This window comes from Allobosea sp. 05T422_2 (assembly GCF_056396265.1).
In genome coordinates this window covers 1-20,594 of sequence record NZ_JBFTLD010000149.1, presented here as the reverse complement: position 1 = coordinate 20,594, position 20,594 = coordinate 1, and the positions used below count along the sequence as shown (strand labels likewise).

Annotated in this window: 17 protein-coding genes, 1 tRNA gene and 1 pseudogene; all 19 read right to left on the bottom strand. The window is 63.8% G+C overall.

Features of this window, described 5'->3' with window-relative positions; all coding sequences use genetic code 11:
• A partial coding sequence (locus tag AC1DJT_RS22770; protein ID WP_476834917.1) for a GTP-binding protein occupies positions 1–174 on the bottom strand: 174 nt, incomplete at its 3' end.
• 47 nt (positions 175–221) lie between these two features.
• A complete protein-coding gene (gene fusA / locus AC1DJT_RS22765; RefSeq protein WP_476834916.1) occupies positions 222–2,297 on the bottom strand; it encodes an elongation factor G in 2,076 nt (691 codons plus the stop codon).
• A gap of 33 nt (positions 2,298–2,330) precedes the next feature.
• Positions 2,331–2,801 carry a 30S ribosomal protein S7 gene (gene rpsG, locus AC1DJT_RS22760; RefSeq protein ID WP_043237120.1) on the bottom strand — a complete coding sequence of 157 codons (471 nt, stop codon included), beginning with the start codon at positions 2,799–2,801 and terminating at the stop codon, positions 2,331–2,333.
• 72 nt (positions 2,802–2,873) lie between these two features.
• On the bottom strand, positions 2,874–3,245 hold the full coding sequence (rpsL, locus tag AC1DJT_RS22755; RefSeq protein ID WP_038358286.1) for a 30S ribosomal protein S12: 372 nt from the start codon (positions 3,243–3,245) through the stop codon (positions 2,874–2,876).
• Positions 3,246–3,819: 574 nt separating this feature from the next.
• A complete protein-coding gene (locus tag AC1DJT_RS22750; protein ID WP_476769552.1) occupies positions 3,820–4,950 on the bottom strand; it encodes a helix-turn-helix transcriptional regulator in 1,131 nt (376 codons plus the stop codon).
• 102 nt (positions 4,951–5,052) lie between these two features.
• On the bottom strand, positions 5,053–9,234 hold the full coding sequence (gene rpoC, locus AC1DJT_RS22745) for a DNA-directed RNA polymerase subunit beta' (protein WP_476834915.1): 4,182 nt from the start codon (positions 9,232–9,234) through the stop codon (positions 5,053–5,055).
• Between the two features lie 126 nt (positions 9,235–9,360).
• Positions 9,361–13,482, bottom strand: a complete 4,122-nt coding sequence (rpoB, locus tag AC1DJT_RS22740) for a DNA-directed RNA polymerase subunit beta (RefSeq protein ID WP_476834914.1) — start codon at positions 13,480–13,482, stop codon at positions 9,361–9,363.
• Between the two features lie 274 nt (positions 13,483–13,756).
• Positions 13,757–14,134, bottom strand: a complete 378-nt coding sequence (gene rplL / locus AC1DJT_RS22735; protein WP_043237129.1) for a 50S ribosomal protein L7/L12 — start codon at positions 14,132–14,134, stop codon at positions 13,757–13,759.
• A gap of 53 nt (positions 14,135–14,187) precedes the next feature.
• Positions 14,188–14,703, bottom strand: a complete 516-nt coding sequence (gene rplJ, locus AC1DJT_RS22730) for a 50S ribosomal protein L10 (protein WP_476834913.1) — start codon at positions 14,701–14,703, stop codon at positions 14,188–14,190.
• A gap of 500 nt (positions 14,704–15,203) precedes the next feature.
• Positions 15,204–15,902, bottom strand: coding sequence for a 50S ribosomal protein L1 (rplA, locus tag AC1DJT_RS22725; RefSeq protein ID WP_043237132.1), 699 nt, complete (start codon positions 15,900–15,902; stop codon positions 15,204–15,206).
• Between the two features lie 13 nt (positions 15,903–15,915).
• Positions 15,916–16,347, bottom strand: a complete 432-nt coding sequence (gene rplK, locus AC1DJT_RS22720; protein WP_069880157.1) for a 50S ribosomal protein L11 — start codon at positions 16,345–16,347, stop codon at positions 15,916–15,918.
• A 155-nt stretch (positions 16,348–16,502) separates the two neighbouring features.
• Positions 16,503–17,120, bottom strand: coding sequence for a cytochrome b (locus AC1DJT_RS22715; protein WP_441508633.1), 618 nt, complete (start codon positions 17,118–17,120; stop codon positions 16,503–16,505).
• On the bottom strand, positions 17,117–18,727 hold the full coding sequence (locus tag AC1DJT_RS22710; protein WP_441508634.1) for a methyl-accepting chemotaxis protein: 1,611 nt from the start codon (positions 18,725–18,727) through the stop codon (positions 17,117–17,119). The genes AC1DJT_RS22715 and AC1DJT_RS22710 overlap by 4 nt, the downstream gene beginning before the upstream one ends.
• Positions 18,728–18,834: 107 nt before the next feature.
• Complete coding sequence (nusG, locus tag AC1DJT_RS22705; RefSeq protein ID WP_043237137.1) at positions 18,835–19,368, bottom strand: transcription termination/antitermination protein NusG; 534 nt, start codon at positions 19,366–19,368, stop codon at positions 18,835–18,837.
• A gap of 13 nt (positions 19,369–19,381) precedes the next feature.
• Positions 19,382–19,576 carry a preprotein translocase subunit SecE gene (gene secE, locus AC1DJT_RS22700; RefSeq protein WP_043237138.1) on the bottom strand — a complete coding sequence of 65 codons (195 nt, stop codon included), beginning with the start codon at positions 19,574–19,576 and terminating at the stop codon, positions 19,382–19,384.
• Positions 19,577–19,722: 146 nt separating this feature from the next.
• Entirely contained in the window at positions 19,723–20,016 is a 294-nt protein-coding gene (locus tag AC1DJT_RS22695; RefSeq protein ID WP_476834918.1) for a hypothetical protein, read from the bottom strand.
• Positions 19,983–20,103 (bottom strand): annotated as a pseudogene (locus AC1DJT_RS22690) (class I SAM-dependent methyltransferase); the annotation flags it as partial. The pseudogene AC1DJT_RS22690 and the gene AC1DJT_RS22695, both read right to left, overlap by 34 nt.
• Before the next feature lie 19 nt (positions 20,104–20,122).
• Positions 20,123–20,198, bottom strand: a tRNA-Trp gene (locus AC1DJT_RS22685).
• Positions 20,199–20,331: 133 nt separating this feature from the next.
• Positions 20,332–20,594 (bottom strand): EF-Tu C-terminal domain-related protein (locus AC1DJT_RS22680; protein ID WP_476833181.1); only part of this gene is annotated, 263 nt, incomplete at its 5' end.

Here is a 20,594-nt window from a genome sequence, read left to right as displayed (position 1 = left end):
AGCCTTCTCCTCAGGCGCCTTGTCGATCTGGTCATACGCCGTGAACGACGCGCCGCCCGACTCAGCCAGAACCTTCGTGATCGCAGCCGTCAAAGACGTCTTGCCATGGTCAACGTGACCAATCGTTCCGATATTGCAGTGCGGCTTCGTCCGCGCAAACTTCTCTTTGGCCATCGTAGCCTCCGTCAGATCTTGTTCAAATGTTCAGTCGAATGGGTGGATCAGGCGTACTTGGCCTGAACCTCGGCGGCGACCGCCGAAGGAACCTGCTCGTAGTGGTCGAACTGCATCGTGTAGTTGGCGCGTCCCTGGCTGAACGAGCGCAGCTGGTTGACATAGCCGAACATGTTCGCCAGCGGCACCATCGCGTTGACGACGACGGCGTTGCCGCGCATGTCCTGGCCCTGAATCTGGCCACGACGCGAGTTCAGATCGCCGATGACCGAACCGGTATAGTCTTCCGGGGTCACGACTTCGACCTTCATGATCGGCTCGAGCAGCACGGAACCGCCCTTCTGCAGACCTTCGCGAAGTGCAGCCCGCGAGGCGATTTCGAAGGCCAGGGCCGACGAGTCGACTTCGTGGAAGGCACCGTCGATCAACGTCACCTTGACGTCCACCACCGGGAAGCCGGCGAGCACGCCCGAACCGATAACCGAGTTCAGGCCCTTTTCGACGCCGGGGATGTATTCCTTCGGCACCGAGCCGCCGACGACCTTCGACTCGAACTCGAAGCCCTTGCCGGTCTCGTTCGGCTCGATGACCAGCTTGACGCGGGCGAACTGGCCCGTACCACCGGTCTGCTTCTTGTGGGTGTAGTCGACCTCGGCCTTCTTGGTCAGCGTCTCGCGATAGGCAACCTGAGGCGCGCCGATATTGGCGTCGACCTTGTAGGTGCGCTTCAGGATGTCGACCTTGATGTCGAGATGCAGTTCGCCCATGCCCTTCAGGATGGTCTGGCCGCTCTCCTGATCGGTCGAGACGCGGAAGGACGGATCCTCGTTCGCGAGCTTCGACAGGGCCAGGCCCAGCTTCTCCTGGTCGGCCTTGGACTTCGGCTCGATCGCGATCGTGATGACCGGCTCGGGGAACTCCATCCGCTCCAGGATGACCGCATGGGTCGGGTCGCACAGCGTGTCGCCGGTACGGACATCCTTGAGGCCGGCCAGGGCGACGATGTCGCCGGCAAAAGCCTCCTTGATGTCTTCACGGTTGTTCGCGTGCATCAGCAGCATGCGACCGACACGTTCCTTCTTGTCGCGCGTCGAGTTGATCACGCCGGCGCCGGTCTCGATCTTGCCCGAGTAGACGCGGCAGAAGGTGATCGTGCCGACGAAGGGGTCGTCCATGATCTTGAAGGCGAGCATTGAGAAGGGATCTTCGTCGCGCGGATGACGAACGGTCTCTTCTTCGGTCTTGAAATCGATGCCCTTGATGTCGCCACGATCGACCGGCGACGGCAGGTAATCGACGACCGCGTCGAGCAGGGGCTGAACGCCCTTGTTCTTGAAGGACGAGCCGCAGAGCACGGGGTGGAAGGCGCGACGCTGGACCGCGGTGCGGACCAGCTGGCGCAGCGTGTCGGCAGACGGCTCGGTGCCTTCGAGATAGGCTTCCATCGCCGCATCGTCCATCTCGACGGCGGCTTCGACCAGCTTGCCACGATACTCGGCAGCCTTGTCGACGAGATCGGCAGGAATCTCCTTCTCTTCGAAGGAGGCGCCCAGCGCTTCGCCGTTCCAGACGATCGCCTTCATCTTCACCAGGTCGATGACGCCGGCGAATTCCGCCTCCGAACCGATCGGGATCTGCAGGCAGACCGGCTTGCCGGCGACGCGGTCAATGATGTCCTGGACGCAGCGATAGAAATCGGCGCCGATCTTGTCCATCTTGTTGACGAAGACGACGCGCGGAACGTCGTACTTGTCGGCCTGGCGCCAGACGGTCTCAGTCTGGGGCTCGACGCCCTGGTTGCCGTCGAGCACGCAGACGGCACCATCGAGCACGCGCAGCGAACGCTCGACTTCAATGGTGAAGTCGACGTGGCCAGGGGTGTCGATGATGTTCAGGCGATGGTCGCGCCACAGGCAGGTCGTCGCGGCGGAGGTGATCGTGATGCCACGCTCCTGCTCCTGCGTCATCCAGTCCATGGTGGCCGCGCCATCATGGACTTCGCCGATCTTATGCGACTTGCCGGTATAGAACAGGATACGCTCGGTCGTCGTCGTCTTGCCGGCGTCGATATGCGCCATGATACCGAAGTTGCGGTACCGATCGATGGGATGGGAACGGGGCATGAGAGTGCTCTGTCTTTCGTCGGGTGCCGCGGATTACCAGCGGTAATGCGAGAAGGCGCGGTTGGCTTCCGCCATCCGGTGCGTGTCTTCACGCTTCTTCACCGCGTTGCCGCGGTTGTTCGCCGCGTCCATCAGCTCGGCCGAGAGACGCTCAACCATGGTCTTGTCGTTACGGCCGCGAGCAGCCGAGATCAGCCAGCGGATCGCCAGCGCCTGACGGCGCTCGGTGCGAACCTCGACCGGAACCTGGTAGGTCGCGCCACCGACACGACGCGAGCGAACCTCGATCGCCGGGGCGACGTTCTCGAGCGCGCTCTTGAAGACGGAAAGCGGGTCGCTCTTCGTCTTGCCTTCGATGATGTCGAAAGCGCCGTAGACGATCCGCTCTGCGGTCGACTTCTTACCTTCGTACATCACGGAGTTCATGAACTTCGTGACCACGATATCACCGAACTTCGGGTCCGGGATAACTTCGCGTTTTTCGGCGCTATGGCGGCGGGACATCGTCTAGTCTCCGGTCAAATCTCAAAAGCTGCGAACCGCCTCAGCATCAAGCCTCGGCGGTCGGGCAGAAAATCACTTAGGACGCTTGGCGCCGTACTTCGAACGGCGTTGCTTGCGGTTCTTGACGCCCTGCGTATCGAGCACACCGCGCAGGATGTGGTAGCGCACGCCGGGCAAGTCCTTGACGCGACCGCCGCGGATCATCACCACGGAGTGTTCCTGAAGGTTGTGACCTTCACCCGGGATGTAGCCAATGACCTCGAAGCCGTTGGTCAAACGCACCTTGGCAACCTTACGAAGCGCCGAGTTCGGCTTCTTCGGAGTGGTCGTATAGACGCGGGTGCAAACGCCACGCTTCTGCGGGCAGGACTCAAGCGCCGGAGCGGTGTTGCGCGCCTTGACGGGCGAGCGCGGCTTGCGGATCAGCTGGCTGATTGTCGGCATTCTGGCCTCTCGCTCCACTGAGCGGTTGGAATTCTTTTCGGTCGCTCCCCGAACCGGTCAAAGCCATGACATAAACGAAGCCGCGCCGTCGGCTCCCCTCGGGGGCCTCAGGCGCGCTCGCCATGCAGAGGAACACGGAACTCGTCCGCATTCATGCGTCTTGCCATGTCGTCAATCGACGCAGGAATTTACGACGGCGTTTCGGTCGCGAAATTCGCTCGCAGCAGAGGCAAGCGACAAACGTGTCCGACAACCGTCGACAGTGGCGCGCTTATGACTCAGGTGGAGATTCGCGTCAACCCCGAATTCGCATTCGCAGCGAAAGCGTTAACCACCACCCTGCTGAGGGCCGGCTCGGCCGTCATGGCCCCCCGGAGGTCGGCAGGCGGCTGAGGGTGAAGATCACCAATGCCGTCAGGGCAAGGTAGAGCGAAGCGCCGCGCAACACCACCATAGCCACTCCCCTCTTCCCAACCAATCATGCGTCGACGGGTTGCGGTCCAGGCAACTCCCATTTGGGAGCGGTGATCTTCGGGTGCGATTGCCGCAGTATGATCTCATCAGCCGAACGGGGCTAGCGCAGCACCAGTCTGGCCAGCAGGGCGGATAGCTCGCTCTGGCGGGAAACGCCCACCTTGGCGAAGACGCGCTTGAGCGTGGTCCGCGCCGTCTCCTCCGAGATTCCCAGGGCCTGGGACGCGTTGCGAGGGGCAAGTCCTGCGCCGACGAGCGCAGCGATCCGGGCCTCGGCCAATGTGAGGCCGAACAGGTCGCGCACGAGCGCCGGATCGGCGGGCTCGCCTGGCTGCGCGCTGGTCACGACGGCAATCACACTGGTCTCTGAGAGCATGCGCTCTACGCCCGTGGCAGTGGGTGTGCAGACCGGCAGGACATGCACGGCAAGCGTCCCGTCTCGATCCAGTCCGGGGATCAGCAGCGGCCGCGGCACCGCCGTCAAGGTATCGGCACTCGCCGCGCCCGCTCGTGCGATCGCTTCGGACAAGGCCTCCTGCTGCAGGACGGAGCGCGCCGCCAGTCGACCTTGCGAGATCAGCAACGCATCACCGCATAACTGCTCCGCGACGGGGTTTGCGAAAATCACATGACCGGCTGCGTCGAGCAGGAACACCCCGACGCTCAGCCGCGCTAGCACGTCGGCCAGTGACTGCTGTGTCGCTTCCGCGGTAATCAGGCGGATGCCGAGCCTGAGCGCATTCTCGACATGCCGCCCCAACTGGCTGAGTGCTGCGAGCTCCTCCTCGACGAAGGCCGGCTTGCTGTCGGCGCGCTGGACCGAGAGCGCAACAGCGACATGGGGGTCCGGCGAGATGCTGACGCCTGCGAACCATTTCAGCCCCTGGCGCTTGAGGAACTGGCTGTAGAACGGCAGGGTTTCGAGTTCCTCGGACGTTGCGATGTGACGTTCGGTGATCGCATCGGTCCGGGTCAGGTATCCCCTCTCGCGCGAGCGGGCGAAGCGCACATCGTGCCGCCACCATTCGTCCCGGTCATACTCCTTCTGCCCCTCGGCGAGGCTCGGCGAGACAATGATCCCGTAGCTGCCATCGTCCCGCTGGTAGATCATCACGGCGCCGACATCGTCGAAGCAATCGGCAATGGTCTGCAGAGCGGCGGGCCAAAGCGACGGCGTGGCCGCGGCCGCATAGACCGCCTCCACCGCACTGACAAAGCGCTGACCGTCCATCGACGAACTCCCAACTGATTAACATGTTAGATCACAGCTGGTCGCGGAGGCGAAATTCTCCTTTCGAAGGCGGCCCTTTCGCAAGTCGTGTTCAGCAGCGCCTTATTCGGCTGCCGGAAGCACGGCCGCAGCAGCTGCAGCCTTGGCCGCCGCATCCGCCTTCTGGCCGACGATCAGATCGTCGCGGCGCAGCGCCACCTGCTTGATCCGGGCAACCTGGGCGCCCGTGCCGGCCGGGATGAGCGAGCCGACGATGACGTTCTCCTTGAGGCCTTCGAGGGTATCGTACTTGCCGTTGACCGCCGCCTCGGTGAGGACGCGGGTGGTCTCCTGGAACGACGCCGCCGAGATGAAGGAGCGCGTCTGCAAGCTCGCCTTGGTGATGCCGAGCAGGACCGGAACGCCGCTGGCCGGCTTCTTGCCCTCTTCGCGCATCTTGGCGTTGATCTCCTCCAGTTCGATCCGATCGATCTGGTCGCCGGTGATGATGTCGGTATCACCGGACTCGGTGATCTCGATCTTTTGCAGCATCTGCCGGACGATGACCTCGATGTGCTTGTCGTTGATGCCCACGCCCTGGAGGCGATAKACCTCCTGGATCTCGTTGACGAGATAAGCCGCGAGCTCTTCGACGCCCTTGATCGCCAGGATGTCGTGCGGTGCCGGATTGCCGTCCAGGATGTAGTCGCCCATCTCGACGACGTCGCCGTCCTGGAGATGGATGTGCTTGCCCTTCGGGATCAGGTACTCGAGCCCGTCCGAGCCGTCATGCGGGGTCAACGTGACCCGGCGCTTGTTCTTGTAGTCCTTGCCGAAGCCGATGACACCGGCCTTCTCGGCGATGATCGCCGCATCCTTCGGACGACGTGCCTCGAACAGTTCCGCCACCCGCGGCAGACCGCCGGTGATGTCACGGGTCTTGGCCGAGTCGGTCGAGACACGGGCGAGCACGTCGCCTGCCTTGGTCATCTGGCCCGGCTCCATCGAGATGATGCCGTCGACGGGCAGGATGTAGCGGGCTTCGCCACCGCGGGCGAGCTTCGCAACCTTGCCGTCAGGGCCGTGCACCGTGATCGCCGKACGCAGATCCGACGTCCGGGCCGACCCACGCCAGTCGATGACGACGCGCTTGCTGATGCCGGTCGCCTCGTCCGTCGTCTCGGTGATCGACATGCCGTCCACGAGATCCTCGTAGCCGACAGAGCCGTCCACCTCGGCCAGGATCGGGCGGGAATAGGGATCCCACTCCGCCAGGCGCTGGCCGCGCTTGACCTTGTCGCCTTCGTCGACCCGCATCTTCGAGCCGAACTGGACACGGTGCACCGCGCGCTCGGCGCCGTCCGGACCGACGATCACGATGGCGATGTTGCGCGCCATGGCGATCAGGTCACCATCCGAGTTGCGCGCCGCATTGCGGTTGCGGATCTTCACCGTGCCCTCGAAATTGGACTCGATGAACGACTGGTCCGCGATCGTCGCCGCGCCGCCGATGTGGAAGGTACGCATGGTGAGCTGCGTGCCCGGCTCGCCGATCGATTGTGCCGCGATGACGCCGACCGCCTCACCCATGTTGACGGGCGTGCCGCGGGCAAGATCGCGCCCGTAGCAGGTGGCGCAGACGCCGTTCTTGGTCTCGCAGGTGAGAACCGAACGGATCTTCACCTCCTGGACGCCGGCGGCGTTGATCTTCTCGATATGGCTTTCCTCGATCATCGTACCCTTCGGCACGAGGACGTTGCCATCGATATCCGTGACATCTTCCGCCGCAGAGCGGCCGAGGATGCGGATGCCGAGCGAAGCCACGACCTGACCGGCATCGATGATGGCGCGCATCTTGATGCCGTTATCCGAGCCGCAATCGACCTCGGAGATGATGGCATCCTGCGCCACGTCGACGAGACGGCGGGTGAGATAACCCGAGTTTGCCGTCTTGAGCGCGGTATCGGCCAGACCCTTACGGGCACCGTGCGTCGAGTTGAAGTACTCGAGCACGTCCAGGCCTTCCTTGAAGTTCGAGATGATCGGGCTCTCGATGATCTCGCCGGACGGCTTGGCCATCAGGCCGCGCATGGCGGCGAGCTGGCGCATCTGGGCCGGCGAACCACGGGCACCCGAGTGGCTCATCATGTAGATCGAGTTGATCGGCTTATCGCGGCCGTTCTCGTCCTTCTTAACGGTCGAGATGCGCGCCATCATCTCCTGGGCGAGCTTGTCGGAGCACTTCGCCCAGGCGTCGACGACCTTGTTGTACTTCTCGCCCTGAGTGATCAGGCCGTCCTGGTACTGCTGCTCGTAGTCCTTGGCGAGCGCACKGGTGGTGTCGACGATCTCCMACTTGTTCTCCGGCACGACCATGTCGTCCTTGCCGAAGGAGATGCCGGCCTTGAAGGCGTGCTTGAAGCCGAGGCCCATGACGCGATCGCAGAAGATGACCGATTCCTTCTGACCGCAGCCGCGATAGACGGCGTCGATCATTCCGGAGATCTCCTTCTTCGTCATCAGGCGATTGACGACGTCGAAGGTCACGGCCGGGTGCTCAGGCAGCGCGGTCGAGAGGATCACGCGGCCGGGCGTGGTGTCGTAGATCTTGGTGTAGGACTTGCCGTCCTGGCCGACGCCGGTCCAGCGATATTTGATCTTCGAATGCAGCGTCACGACCTTCTCGTGCAGCGCATATTCGAGTTCGCCGAAATCGCCGAAGATCTTGCCCTGGCCCGGCTCGCCATCCGAGATGATCGAGAGGTAATACAGGCCGAGCACGATRTCCTGCGACGGCACGATGATCGGCTGGCCGTTCGCCGGGTGCAGGATGTTGTTGGTCGACATCATCAGCACGCGCGCTTCCAGCTGCGCCTCGAGCGACAGCGGGACGTGCACGGCCATCTGGTCGCCGTCGAAGTCGGCGTTGAACGCGGCGCAGACCAGCGGGTGAAGCTGGATCGCCTTGCCTTCGATCAGCACCGGCTCGAAGGCCTGGATGCCGAGACGGTGCAGCGTCGGAGCGCGGTTCAGCAGCACCGGATGCTCGCGGATGACCTCGTCCAGGATATCCCAGACTTCCGGCTTCTCCTTCTCGACCAGCTTCTTGGCCTGCTTGACCGTGGTCGAGTAGCCCTTCGCATCGAGACGCGCATAGATGAACGGCTTGAACAGCTCGAGCGCCATCTTCTTCGGCAGGCCGCACTGGTGCAGCTTCATCTCCGGGCCGACGACGATGACCGAACGGCCGGAATAGTCGACGCGCTTGCCCAGCAGGTTCTGCCGGAAGCGGCCCTGCTTGCCCTTCAGCATGTCGGCGAGCGACTTCAGCGGGCGCTTGTTGGCACCCGTGATGACGCGGCCGCGGCGGCCGTTGTCGAACAATGCGTCGACCGATTCCTGCAGCATCCGCTTCTCGTTGCGGATGATGATGTCCGGCGCACGCAGCTCGATCAGGCGCTTCAAGCGGTTATTGCGGTTGATGACGCGGCGATAGAGATCGTTCAGATCCGAGGTCGCGAAGCGGCCGCCATCCAGCGGCACCAGCGGACGCAGATCGGGCGGGATCACCGGAACGATGGTCATCACCATCCATTCCGGCTTGTTGCCGGATTCCTGGAACGCCTCGATGATCTTGAGGCGCTTCATCAGCTTCTTGGGCTTCAGCTCCGAGGTCGTCGTCGCGATCTCGTGCTTCAGATCCATGTTGATCTTGTCGAGATCGAGCGCGCGCAGCATCTCGCGGATGGCTTCCGCGCCGATCATCGCCGTGAAGGTGTCAGCGCCATACTCTTCCTGGCAGCGGACATACTCCTCCTCGGACAGGAGCTGACGGTCCTTGAGGGGCGTCAGGCCCGGCTCGATGACGACATACGACTCGAAATAGAGCACCCGCTCGAGCTCCTTGAGCGGCATGTCCATCAGCAGGCCGATGCGCGACGGCAGCGACTTCAGGAACCAGATATGGGCAACCGGAGCGGCGAGTTCGATATGGCCCATGCGCTCGCGTCGGACGCGTGCGAGCGTCACTTCGACGCCGCACTTCTCGCAGATCACGCCCTTGAACTTCATGCGCTTGTACTTGCCGCACAAGCACTCGTAGTCCTTGATCGGCCCAAAGATGCGGGCGCAAAACAGGCCGTCGCGCTCGGGCTTGAAGGTACGGTAGTTGATGGTCTCGGGCTTCTTGATCTCGCCATAGGACCACGACAGGATCTTTTCCGGGCTCGCGATCGAAATCTTGATCGCGTCGAACGCCTGCTGTGTCGGCTGCTGGCCGAAAAGGTTCATGACCTCTTGCTTCATCGCCTGTCTCCTGCCGCCGGCGGGGGAGTGAACCGCCCTGCCCGGCCATCATGCGAATAAGCCGGCGGCGTGAGTGTCGCCGGCATGCTGTGTTCGTCTCGAGGCGGCCCGTTTGGGCCCGCCCCCTTATTCGGCAGCTTCGGCCGGCGGCAATTCGCCCGGCTTCTGCTTGTTGCTGATCAATTCGACATTGAGGCCGAGCGAGCGCATTTCCTTGACGAGAACGTTGAAGCTCTCGGGGATGCCCGCCTCGAAATTGTCCTCGCCGCGCACGATCGACTCGTAGACCTTGGTGCGGCCCGCCACGTCGTCCGACTTCACCGTCAGCATTTCCTGAAGGGTGTAGGCGGCGCCGTAGGCTTCGAGCGCCCAGACCTCCATTTCGCCGAAGCGCTGACCGCCGAACTGCGCCTTGCCGCCCAGCGGCTGCTGGGTAACGAGCGAGTACGGGCCGATCGAACGCGCGTGGATCTTGTCGTCGACCAGGTGGTGCAGCTTCAGCATGTAGATGTAGCCGACCGTGACCTTACGATCGAAGGGCTCGCCGGTCCGTCCGTCATAGAGCGTGACCTGACCGGACTTGTTGAGCCCCGCCTGCTCGAGCAGATGCTCGATGTCCGACTCCTTGGCGCCGTTGAAGACCGGGGTCGCGATCGGAACGCCGCGGCGCAGGTTCTGGCCCATCTCGACCAGCTCCGCATCGTCCATCGACGCAACGATCTCGTTGTCGCCATACACGGCCTCGAAGCTTGCCCGCAGAGCCTTGCCGTCATGCGCCTTCTTGTAGACGTCGATGGCCTTGGCGATCTGCTTGCCGAGACCGGCAGCGGCCCAGCCCAGATGGGTCTCCAGGATCTGACCGACATTCATGCGGCTCGGCACGCCGAGCGGGTTCAGCACGATGTCGGCATGGGTTCCGTCCTCGAGGAAGGGCATGTCCTCGGCGGGAACGATGCGCGAGACGACGCCCTTGTTTCCGTGACGGCCGGCCATCTTGTCGCCCGGCTGGATCTTGCGCTTCACGGCGACGAAGACCTTGACCATCTTCATCACGCCCGGAGGCAGTTCGTCGCCGCGCTGCAGCTTCTCGACCTTGTCGAGGAAGCGCTGCTCGAGGCGCTTCTTCGACTCGTCGTACTGCTTCCGCATCGCCTCGATTTCGGTCATCAGGGCGTCGTCGCCGACGGCGAACAACCACCACTGCGAACGCGGGAACTCGCTCATTCCMTCGCGGGTGATGACCGTGTCCTTCTTGAAGCCCTTCGGACCAGCAAGGCCGGTCTTGCCGGTCAGGATCTCGGCCAGACGCGCAAAGGTGTTGCGGTCCAGGATCGCCTGCTCGTCGTCGCGGTCCTTGGCAAGACGCTCGATCTCCTCGCGCTCGATCGCCTGGGCGCGCTCGTCCTTGTCGACGCCGTGGCGATTGAACACGCGCACTTCGACGATGGTGCCCTGCACGCCCGGCGGAACACGCAGCGAGGTGTCGCGGACATCCGAAGCCTTCTCGCCGAAGATGGCGCGCAGAAGCTTCTCTTCCGGCGTCATCGGGCTTTCGCCCTTCGGCGTGATCTTGCCGACCAGGATGTCGCCCGCAGCGACTTCCGCGCMGATATAGACGATGCCGGCTTCGTCGAGGTTCTTCAGCGCCTCTTCCGAAACGTTCGGAATGTCGCGCGTGATTTCCTCAGGGCCCAGCTTCGTATCGCGGGCCATGACCTCGAATTCCTCGATATGGATCGAGGTGAAGATGTCTTCCGAGACGATCTTCTCCGAGAGCAGGATCGAGTCCTCGAAGTTGTAGCCGTTCCACGGCATGAACGCGACGAGCACGTTGCGGCCGAGAGCCAGTTCGCCGAGCTCCGTCGACGGGCCGTCGGCGACGATGTCGCCCTTCTTGATCATGTCGCCGACGCGCACCAGCGGACGCTGCGTGATGCAGGTCGACTGGTTCGAGCGCTGGAACTTCTGCAGACGGTAGATGTCGACGCCCGGCTTGGTCGGGTCCATCTCGTCGGAGGCGCGGATAACGATACGCGTCGCGTCGACCTGGTCGACGACGCCGGCGCGCCGGGCAGCGATGGCGGCACCCGAGTCACGGGCGACGACCGCTTCCATGCCGGTGCCGACGAAGGGYGCGTCGGCACGAACCAGCGGCACCGCCTGGCGCTGCATGTTCGAGCCCATCAGCGCGCGGTTGGCGTCGTCGTTCTCAAGGAACGGGATCAGCGCGGCGGCGACCGAAACGAGCTGCTTCGGGGACACGTCCATGAAGTCGACCTTGTCGACCGGCGTGACGATGACTTCACCGGCGCGGCGGCAAACGATCAGGTCGTCGGTCAGACGGCCGCTCGCATCGGTCGCGGCGTTCGCCTGGGCGACGTTGTACTTCGCCTCCTCCATCGCCGAGAGATAGATGATCTCGTCGGTGAGCTGGCCGTCGCGGATGCGGCGGTAGGGGCTCTCGATGAAGCCGTACTTGTTCACCCGCGCGAAGGTGGCGAGCGAGTTGATCAGTCCGATATTCGGACCTTCCGGCGTTTCGATCGGGCAGATGCGGCCGTAATGGGTCGGGTGCACGTCGCGCACCTCGAAGCCGGCGCGCTCGCGGGTCAGACCACCTGGGCCAAGCGCCGAAAGACGGCGCTTGTGAGTGACTTCCGAAAGCGGGTTCGTCTGGTCCATGAACTGCGAGAGCTGCGACGAGCCGAAGAACTCGCGCACGGCGGCAGCCGCCGGCTTGGCGTTGATCAGGTCCTGYGGCATCACCGTGTCGATATCGACCGACGACATGCGCTCCTTGATGGCGCGCTCCATGCGCAGCAGGCCCAGGCGGTACTGGTTCTCCATGAGCTCGCCGACCGAGCGCACACGGCGGTTGCCGAGATGGTCGATGTCGTCGATCTCGCCCTTGCCGTCGCGCAGGTCGACCAGCGCCTTGACGACCGCGAAGATGTCCTCCTTGCGCAGGATGCGCACGGTGTCCTCGGCGTCGAGATCGAGACGCATGTTCATCTTCACGCGACCGACGGCCGAAAGGTCGTAGCGCTCCGAGTCGAAGAACAGCGACTGGAACATGTTCTCGGCGGTCTCGAGCGTCGGCGGCTCGCCGGGACGYATCACGCGGTAGATGTCGAACAGCGCTTCCTCGCGGCGCGAGTTCTTGTCCACGTTGAGCGTGTTGCGGATGTAGGGACCGACCGTGATGTGGTCGATATCCAGCACCGGGATCTCGTCGAAACCTTCATCGGTCAGGAGCTTGAGCAGCTTCTCGCTGATCTCCTCGCCCGCCTCGGCGAAGACCTCGCCGGTCGCCGGATTGACCAGATCCTCGGCAATGTACTGGCCGTAGAGATCCTCGTCGGTGGCGCGCAGGAACTTCAGGCCCTTCTCGGCGAGCTGGCGGGCGGTACGGGCGACCAGCTTCTTGCCGGCCTCGACCACGACCTCGCCGGTGTCGGCGTCGATCATGTCGACCGTCGCCTTGAAGCCCTTCATGCGCTCGGCGTCATAGGGAACGCGCCAGCCCTGCTTATCCTTGGCGTAGGCGATGTGGTTGTAGAAGCGGCTGAGGATCTCCTCGCCGTCCATGCCGAGGGCGAACAGCAGCGACGTCACCGGGATCTTACGCTTCCGGTCGATACGCGCGTAGACGATGTCCTTGGCGTCGAACTCGATGTCCAGCCAGGAGCCGCGATAGGGGATGATGCGCGCGGCAAAGAGCAGCTTGCCCGACGAATGGGTCTTGCCCTTGTCGTGATCGAAGAACACGCCCGGCGAGCGGTGCATCTGCGAGACGATGACGCGCTCGGTGCCGTTGACGATGAAGGTGCCGTTATCCGTCATGAGCGGCATGTCGCCCATGTAGACATCCTGCTCCTTGATGTCCTTGACCGACTTCGCCTGGGTGTCGGGATCGATATCGAACACGATCAGGCGCAGCGTCACCTTGAGCGGGGCCGAGAAGGTCATGCCGCGCTGACGGCATTCGTCGACGTCGTATTTCGGCGGCTCGAAGGTGTATTTCACGAATTCAAGCAGCGAAGCGCCAGCGAAATCGCCGATCGGGAACACCGACTTGAAGACGGACTGCAAGCCCTCGTCGGAGCGGCCGCCCTTGGGCTCGTCCACCATCAGGAACTGGTCGTAAGACGCCTTCTGAACCTCGATGAGGTTCGGCATCTGCGCGACTTCCTTGAGTTTTCCGAAGAACTTGCGGACGCGTCTGCGGCCCTGGAGCGAATTGACCATGTTGTTCCTCGCGATCTCTCTCGGACGGCTCACCCGGCGGCCCGCTCACGGACCAGTCTTGGCAGCCACAGGCCGCCGGGGGAGCCGTTCGGCGCTTCGGCGCGCCGACATCAACTGAACTGGCCTTCCCGATGGGGCTCGTGCCCCGGAAAGCCTCTTGCATTCCTTGCGCCGCATTCCGCTTGCCGGAAACGACGCAACAGCCCCGGAGGCGGAAGACCGCCCCGGGACTGTCGTGTACGACTAGGGTCGGACCGGCATCAGCCGGCCCTGCTCACTTGAGCTCGACCTTGGCGCCGACGGCCTCGAGCTGCTTCTTGAGCTTCTCGGCCTCGTCCTTGGTCACGCCTTCCTTGAGCGGCTTCGGAGCGGCTTCCACCAGATCCTTGGCTTCCTTCAGGCCGAGACCGGTGATGGCGCGGACTTCCTTGATCACTTCGATCTTCTTGTCGCCGGCGGCGGCGAGAACGACAGTGAACTCGGTCTGCTCTTCAACAGCGGCAGCCGGAGCGCCACCGGCCGGGCCAGCCGCAACGGCGACGGCGGCAGCGGCAGAAACGCCCCACTTCTCTTCGAGAAGCTTGGCGAGGTCAGCGGCCTCGAGGACGGTCAGGGAGGACAGCTCGTCAACGAGCTTAGCAAGATCAGCCATGGTATGTTCCTACGATAAAGAGGTTCGAACGTTGATCAGGTTGGCAGACGGCCTCAGGMCGCATCCTTGTCGGCATATGCCTGAAACACGCGAGCGAGCTTTGCAGCAGGCGCGGTCGAGAGCTGGGCGATCTTGGTTGCCGGGGCCTGGAGAAGGCCGAGCAACTTGGCGCGCAGTTCGTCGAGCGAGGGCATCGTGGCCAGGGCCTTGACACCATCGGGGTTCAGGGAGGTCTTGCCCATCGCGCCACCGAGGATGACAAGCTTGTCATTGTCCTTGGCGAAAGCGACGGCGACCTTCGGCGCCGCGACCGGATCGCTGGAATAAGCGATCAGGGTGGGGCCCTTCAGCAGGGGGCTGATGGACGCGACGTCGGTGCCTTCAAGAGCGATCTTGGCCAGCCGGTTCTTTGCGACCTTCACAGTGGCGCCATTGGCCTTCATCTCACGACGAAGCTTCTGGAACTGTGCCACCGTCAAGCCCGCATAGTGGGCCACGACAACGACCGACGTGTTTGCGAACACGCCGTTCAGTGTCGCGACGGCATCATTCTTTGCCGCTCTTTCCACTGGGCTCTCTCCGGTAGGCGGCAAGACGAAACCTTGCCGCCAGTTGCACTTGTCGCGCAGGCTAGGCCGATTGACACCGGCCGGTCACATGCGCGACGCTCAGTGCCCTGTCCCCTTCCCCGGCATCAGCCACGGTCGGGCGAGATGGTTCGAACCGTCTCGAGGTCTCTCGACCTCGGGTAAGCTCTTGCACCGTCTATGCAGGCCTCTTGGCGAAATTATGCCCTCGGGCGAACCCGAAGCGCACCTGCAGTCTCAGACAGGACTGGGTGATTCCGGCGCGAAGATCGCTCCGCACGCCCGAAAAACCCATTCTTCGACGGTAAACCGTCGAAAAACGCGAAACGGACCTCCTCGTGCAAAGCACGCGGAAGCCCTGATCACTTATGGAAACATCGGGATGTCATAGCGACTTCCCTCGCTTCTGCCAAGTGGTGTCTTGATCCCGCGAGATCAAGACGAGCTTGCGGCCGGCGCGAAGCCGGCCGCATGGAAGCCTATCAGCCGCCCAGAACCGTGTTCGGCTCGATCTTGACGCCCGGACCCATGGTCGAGGAGATCGCGACGCGCTGGACATAGGTGCCCTTGGCGCCGGCGGGCTTCGCCTTGGCAACCGAATCCGCGAAGGCACGGATGTTCTCTTCGAGCTTCTCAGCCGTGAACGAGACCTTGCCGACGGCAGCATGCACGATGCCGGCCTTCTCGACGCGGAACTCGACCGAGCCACCCTTGGAGGCTGCAACCGCGCTGGTCACGTCCATGGTCACCGTCCCGACCTTCGGGTTCGGCATCAGGCCGCGCGGGCCGAGCACCTTACCGAGGCGGCCGACGAGCGGCATCATGTCCGGGGTCGCGATGCAGCGATCGAAGTCGATCGTGCCCTTCGAGACGATGTCGACCAGCTCCTCGGCGCCAACGACGTCGGCCCCGGCCTTCTTGGCCTCCTCGGCCTTGGCGCCACGAGCGAACACGGCGACGCGCAGGACGCGGCCCGAGCCGTTCGGCAGGTTGCAGACGCCACGGACCATCTGGTCGGCGTGACGCGGATCGACACCGAGATTCATCGCAACTTCGACGGTCTCGTCGAACTTGGCGGTGGCGCGGCCCTTGATCAGGGCAACGGCTTCGGTGAGCGGGTAGAGCTTGGTGCGGTCGATGCCCTCACGGGCCTTGACGACGCGTTTTCCGACGTGTGCCATTGATCCGTTCCCCTCAGCCCACGACTTCCAGGCCCATGGAMCGGGCAGAACCCCGGATCATGGCCACGGCCGATTCGACGTTATCGCAGTTCAGATCGGCCATCTTCTTCTCGGCGATCTCCTTGAGCTGCGCCGAGGTGACCTTGCCGACATTGCCGCCGCGACCCGGGGTCTTCGAACCCGAGGTCAGGCCGGCCGCCTTCTTGAGGAAGTACGAAACCGGCGGCTGCTTCATCTCGAAGGTGAAGGAGCGATCCTGATACGCGGTGATGATCACCGGGATCGGCATGCCCTTTTCCATCTGCGCGGTCTTCGCATTGAAGGCCTTGCAGAATTCCATGATGTTGAGGCCGCGCTGACCCAGCGCCGGACCGATCGGCGGCGACGGATTGGCCGCGCCCGCCGGAACCTGAAGCTTCACGTAGCCCGTGATCTTCTTTGCCATGATGGCTGCTCCTGCCGTCCGAACCGGTGCCTACCGGAACGACGACGACCCCTCCCGGACAAAAAGCGTCCCGGGCCGGGGTGGTTGCAGAGCGTGGTGCGGCGAGGACTTCCGGTTGGCAAACCGGCACGCCTTCCACGCATGTGAGGCGCGGCCTATGGCATACTCGTGAACGAAGGGGAAGAGCTTTCGCGCTGCGGCATCTTCGCGGCCGCCCTTGAAGGGCGCCCCGCACCCCGCTGGACATAGTCGCCGAGCGCAATGCCGATGTGCAAGACGACCAGCCCCATCAGGACGAAGGCAAGCCAGGCATGGCTTTTGAACAGTGGCTCGGAATAGCCGGCCCCTTCCGGCCAGATCGCCGGCAGCGTCAGGCCAAGGGCGAGTTCCCGCGCACCAAAATCGGACACGCCGGCCCAGCCGAGCATCGGCACGATGATCAGCGCGGCATAGAGCACGCCGTGGACCGCCCTGTCTCCGCCCCCTTCCCGCCAGTGTCCGGTCAGGCGCGCCAGCACCCTGTAGGCCATGCGGAAGAGCACGAGCCCGAACAGCCCCGCACCGGTCGTCTTATGCAAGGCGTAGAGCGTGTCCGCCATCGGCCCATCGCCGATCTGCTTCATCAAGACACCGGAGCAGAAGAGCACGAGGACCAGCACCGCGGTGGCCCAGTGCAGCAGCTTTGCCAGGAACGGGAAGCTGCGTTGCCCCGCGCGATGCGCGGCGGCGCCCAACACAAGCCCCTCCCGGGACGGCGATATCGACATGGTCATGCGCGCATCCGTTGGGTCTCAGACATGAAGCCATCGACGGTCTGACGGAGTTCGGCAGCCTGGCGGCCGAGATCGGCAGACGCGTGCGTGACCGTCTCGGCAGTCCGACGCCAGTCCTCGACCATGCCGGCGACCTGTTCGACCTGATCAGCCACGAGGCGGACATCGCCGGCGGTCTTGCTTGTGCTCTCGCTGATCGAGCGAGAGCTCGCATCCTGCTTGCGCGCCAGATCGGCGATCGAATCGGCAGCGCGCTCCACCTGGTTGACCGAGGTGACCAGCGCACCGACCCGCATGGTGATGCGCTGAGCCGCGACATTGATCGAATCGAGCCCGCTCCGGACCTGATAGGTCGCTTCGGCGGAGCGGTTTGCCAGCTGCTTGACCTCGGCTGCAACCACGGCGAAGCCGCGGCCGCTCTCTCCGGCCCGGGCCGCCTCGATCGTGGCGTTGAGTGCGAGCAGATTGGTCTGGTTCGCGACCGTACCGATGATCTTGATGATCTCCGAAATTGCCCCAACCGCCTCGCATAGCACCACCGTATCGGCCGTGGCCTCCTCGACCAGCACCTTGGCGGCGGTCGCAACCTCGGTCGTCCGCTGTGCCTCGCCAGCCGTCGTCGTCAACAGGCGCGAGATATCGATCAGCGAGCGCGAGACATCATCGACATGGGTCGAGGCCCGCTGCGTCGARCCGGCTGCGGCGGCCGCTCGCTCGTCCACGGAGCCCGAAAAGCGTGCGAGCTCGCCCGACGCGCCCGACATGCGCGCCGCATGTTGCTCCAGCACCGTTGCAATCGAAGCGATGCGCTGCTGGAAGGCCTGCCCCTGCAATTGGAGACGGTCACGCCGCTCGACCTCGTGCGACAGCACCTCGAGACGCTGTTTGGCCGCCTCCTGCTGGGCCTGCTCGCCGCGCAGATGGGCCAGCAGCGCCCGCGCCAGCATGCCGATCTCATCGCGCCGGATCGCCAGCTTGCCGATCCAGGCCCGGTCCCGCTCGACCGAGCCCAGGGCGCGCGCCATCCCGGTGATCGGCCGCACCAGCCAGCGATATTCCAGCGCGATGACGAGAACGACCAGGAACATGCCGAGCAGCGACAGCAGCAGCTTGTTCTGCCGGGCGTTGTCGACATGCAGAGCCAGCCGACCGCTGACCTCGGTCATGCCCTCGTTCAAGGCGACGCGCAGTTCGTTGCGCTTCGCGGCGAGCCGCTTCAGCGATTCGCGCGCTCCGATATGGTCCGATCCGACCTGCCCCGACAGCTCTCCGAGAAGATCGACAGCCTCCTGGGCGCGCGCATGGACGGAGCCGTGAAGGCGCATGGCGATATCGGCGACGCTCCGCGCCACCACTTCGATATCGGCTTTCTCCGCGGGCGGCCCGCTATCGGACAGAAGCGAGGCGTTCAGCCGCTGATAGGCGGAATCGGCCTGGGCGAGCGCATCACCCGCGCCAGCATACGCCACCAGATCCCGCGAGAATTGCGTCAGGCGGATCGAGCTGACGACATCGGCGGCGGCAAGGAGAAGCGCAACAAGACCAAGCAGCGCGCCCCAGACGGCAAGACGCTGACCGACAGTTGCCTTGAAGCTCTTCGGAAACATGCAAGCCCGCGCCGGATTTTCGGCGCGGACCTTGCGTCAGCATCGCTTAAAAGTGCCTTAACCAACAAGCTGCCGCAGAAAAATGCGGCCCTCGTGCAAGAGCGCGATCAGATCTTCTCGACCTGGCCGTATTCGAGCTCGACCGGCGTGGCGCGGCCGAAGATCGAGACCGCGACCTTGAGGCGGGCGCGTGCGTGATCGACGTCTTCGACGACACCGTTGAACGAGGCGAAGGGGCCGTCGGCAACCTTGACCTGCTCGCCGACCTCGAAGACCACCGTCGGCTTCGGGCGTTCGATGCCCTCGGCGACCTGGCCCTTGATCCGCATCGCCTCATGCTCGGGGATCGGCATGGGCTTGGCCTTGTCGGCCCCCAGGAAGCCGGTGACCTTCGGCGTGTTCTTGATCAGGTGATAGACCTCGTCGGTCATCTCGCACTTCACCAGGACGTAGCCCGGGAAGAACTTGCGCTCGGCGTCCACCTTGCGGCCACGACGAACCTCGACGACCTTCTCGGTCGGGACCAGCACCTCGTCGAACTTGTCGGCGAGATTGCGCTGCGCCGCCTGATCGCGGATCGACTGCGCGACCTTGTTCTCGAAGTTGGAATAGGCGTGGACGATGTACCAGCGGGTGCTCACGTCAAAACTCCGCTCAGCGTGCGCCAAGGATGAAACCGAGCGACCAGCGAATGATCGTATCGGTAAAGAGGAAGAACAGGCTCGCAGCCACGACCATGGCCAAGACGAGGCCGGTGGTGATCAGTGTCTCGCGCCGCGACGGCCAGGTAACCTTCGCGGCCTCCGAGCGCACCTCCTGCAGGAACTGGAAGGGGTTGGACTTCGCCATTGAGTGGTCACCTCGGTTTCGGGCCGCGCCCGATTCGGACGTCCTGAAAGATTCGCGGCGCGGGGCTCAGGGAGCCGCGCGCCGTCATGAGGCCTCTTACAACGCTCCGGCACGTTAGCCAAGCGCTTTTGATCCGAGCGCTCTCGTCAACCTCGGGGCGCTGCGGKCTTGCGGCAGGCGATCAGCAGGAAGGGCGGACGTTCGCGCTCCCTCGCCCACTCCGGATGTTCGCCGACCTGATCCGGACCGCCCCCCCATTCCTCGAGATGGGTCAGGATGAATCCGGCCGTCAGCAGCAACTGGAGATAGGTTCCGATCGTTCTATGCTGCTTGATGATGCCCTCGGCCGGCCAGTTCGTCCGGCGCGGCCCTTCGTCAAGATAGGGCCCGACCGGCCATGTCGGCGCAGTTCCGGCAGGAGGCGGCGCAGCGCATCCCACTCGGGCGCACCGTCAAGACCGTGGATCGAGCGTGGAACTGGCTGTAACCTTGGAAAAAGTCTCGTCGTCGTAGATGTTCTGCGTCATCGCAGTACGATCGCGAGACTGGCAGGGGCGGCAGGGCTCGAACCTGCGACACCCGGTTTTGGAGACCGGTACTCTACCAACTGAGCTACACCCCTGTAGTCGCGCAGTGCTTTGCCCCAACCCGCCGCGCATTTCAAGTCGAAAAAGAACCGATGTCGACAAGGCTGTGAGCAAAAAGAAAGGGCGGCGTTTCCGCCGCCCCTTCCGAACGCGATGGCGCGCTGTCGATCAGGCGATGATGCTGGCGACGACGCCGGCGCCGACGGTCCTGCCGCCTTCGCGGATGGCGAAGCGCAGCTTCTCCTCCATCGCGATCGGCACGATCAGGTGCACTTCCATGGCGATGTTGTCGCCAGGCATCACCATCTCGGTGCCCTCAGGCAGGTGCACCACGCCGGTCACGTCCGTCGTGCGGAAGTAGAACTGCGGGCGGTAGTTGGTGAAGAACGGCGTATGGCGGCCGCCCTCTTCCTTCGTCAGGATGTAGGCCT

What these genes read in the sequence shown, in the direction of transcription:
- secE (WP_043237138.1), bottom strand. Translation starts at nt 19,576, where the DNA reads ATGGCGAAGTCCAACCCCTTCCAGTTCCTGCAGGAGGTGCGCTCGGAG.
- AC1DJT_RS22715 (WP_441508633.1), bottom strand. Translation starts at nt 17,120, where the DNA reads ATGACCATGTCGATATCGCCGTCCCGGGAGGGGCTTGTGTTGGGCGCC.
- rplA (WP_043237132.1), bottom strand. Translation starts at nt 15,902, where the DNA reads ATGGCACACGTCGGAAAACGCGTCGTCAAGGCCCGTGAGGGCATCGAC.
- rpsG (WP_043237120.1), bottom strand. Translation starts at nt 2,801, where the DNA reads ATGTCCCGCCGCCATAGCGCCGAAAAACGCGAAGTTATCCCGGACCCG.
- fusA (WP_476834916.1), bottom strand. Translation starts at nt 2,297, where the DNA reads ATGCCCCGTTCCCATCCCATCGATCGGTACCGCAACTTCGGTATCATG.
- rplL (WP_043237129.1), bottom strand. Translation starts at nt 14,134, where the DNA reads ATGGCTGATCTTGCTAAGCTCGTTGACGAGCTGTCCTCCCTGACCGTC.
- rpsL (WP_038358286.1), bottom strand. Translation starts at nt 3,245, where the DNA reads ATGCCGACAATCAGCCAGCTGATCCGCAAGCCGCGCTCGCCCGTCAAG.
- AC1DJT_RS22750 (WP_476769552.1), bottom strand. Translation starts at nt 4,950, where the DNA reads ATGGACGGTCAGCGCTTTGTCAGTGCGGTGGAGGCGGTCTATGCGGCC.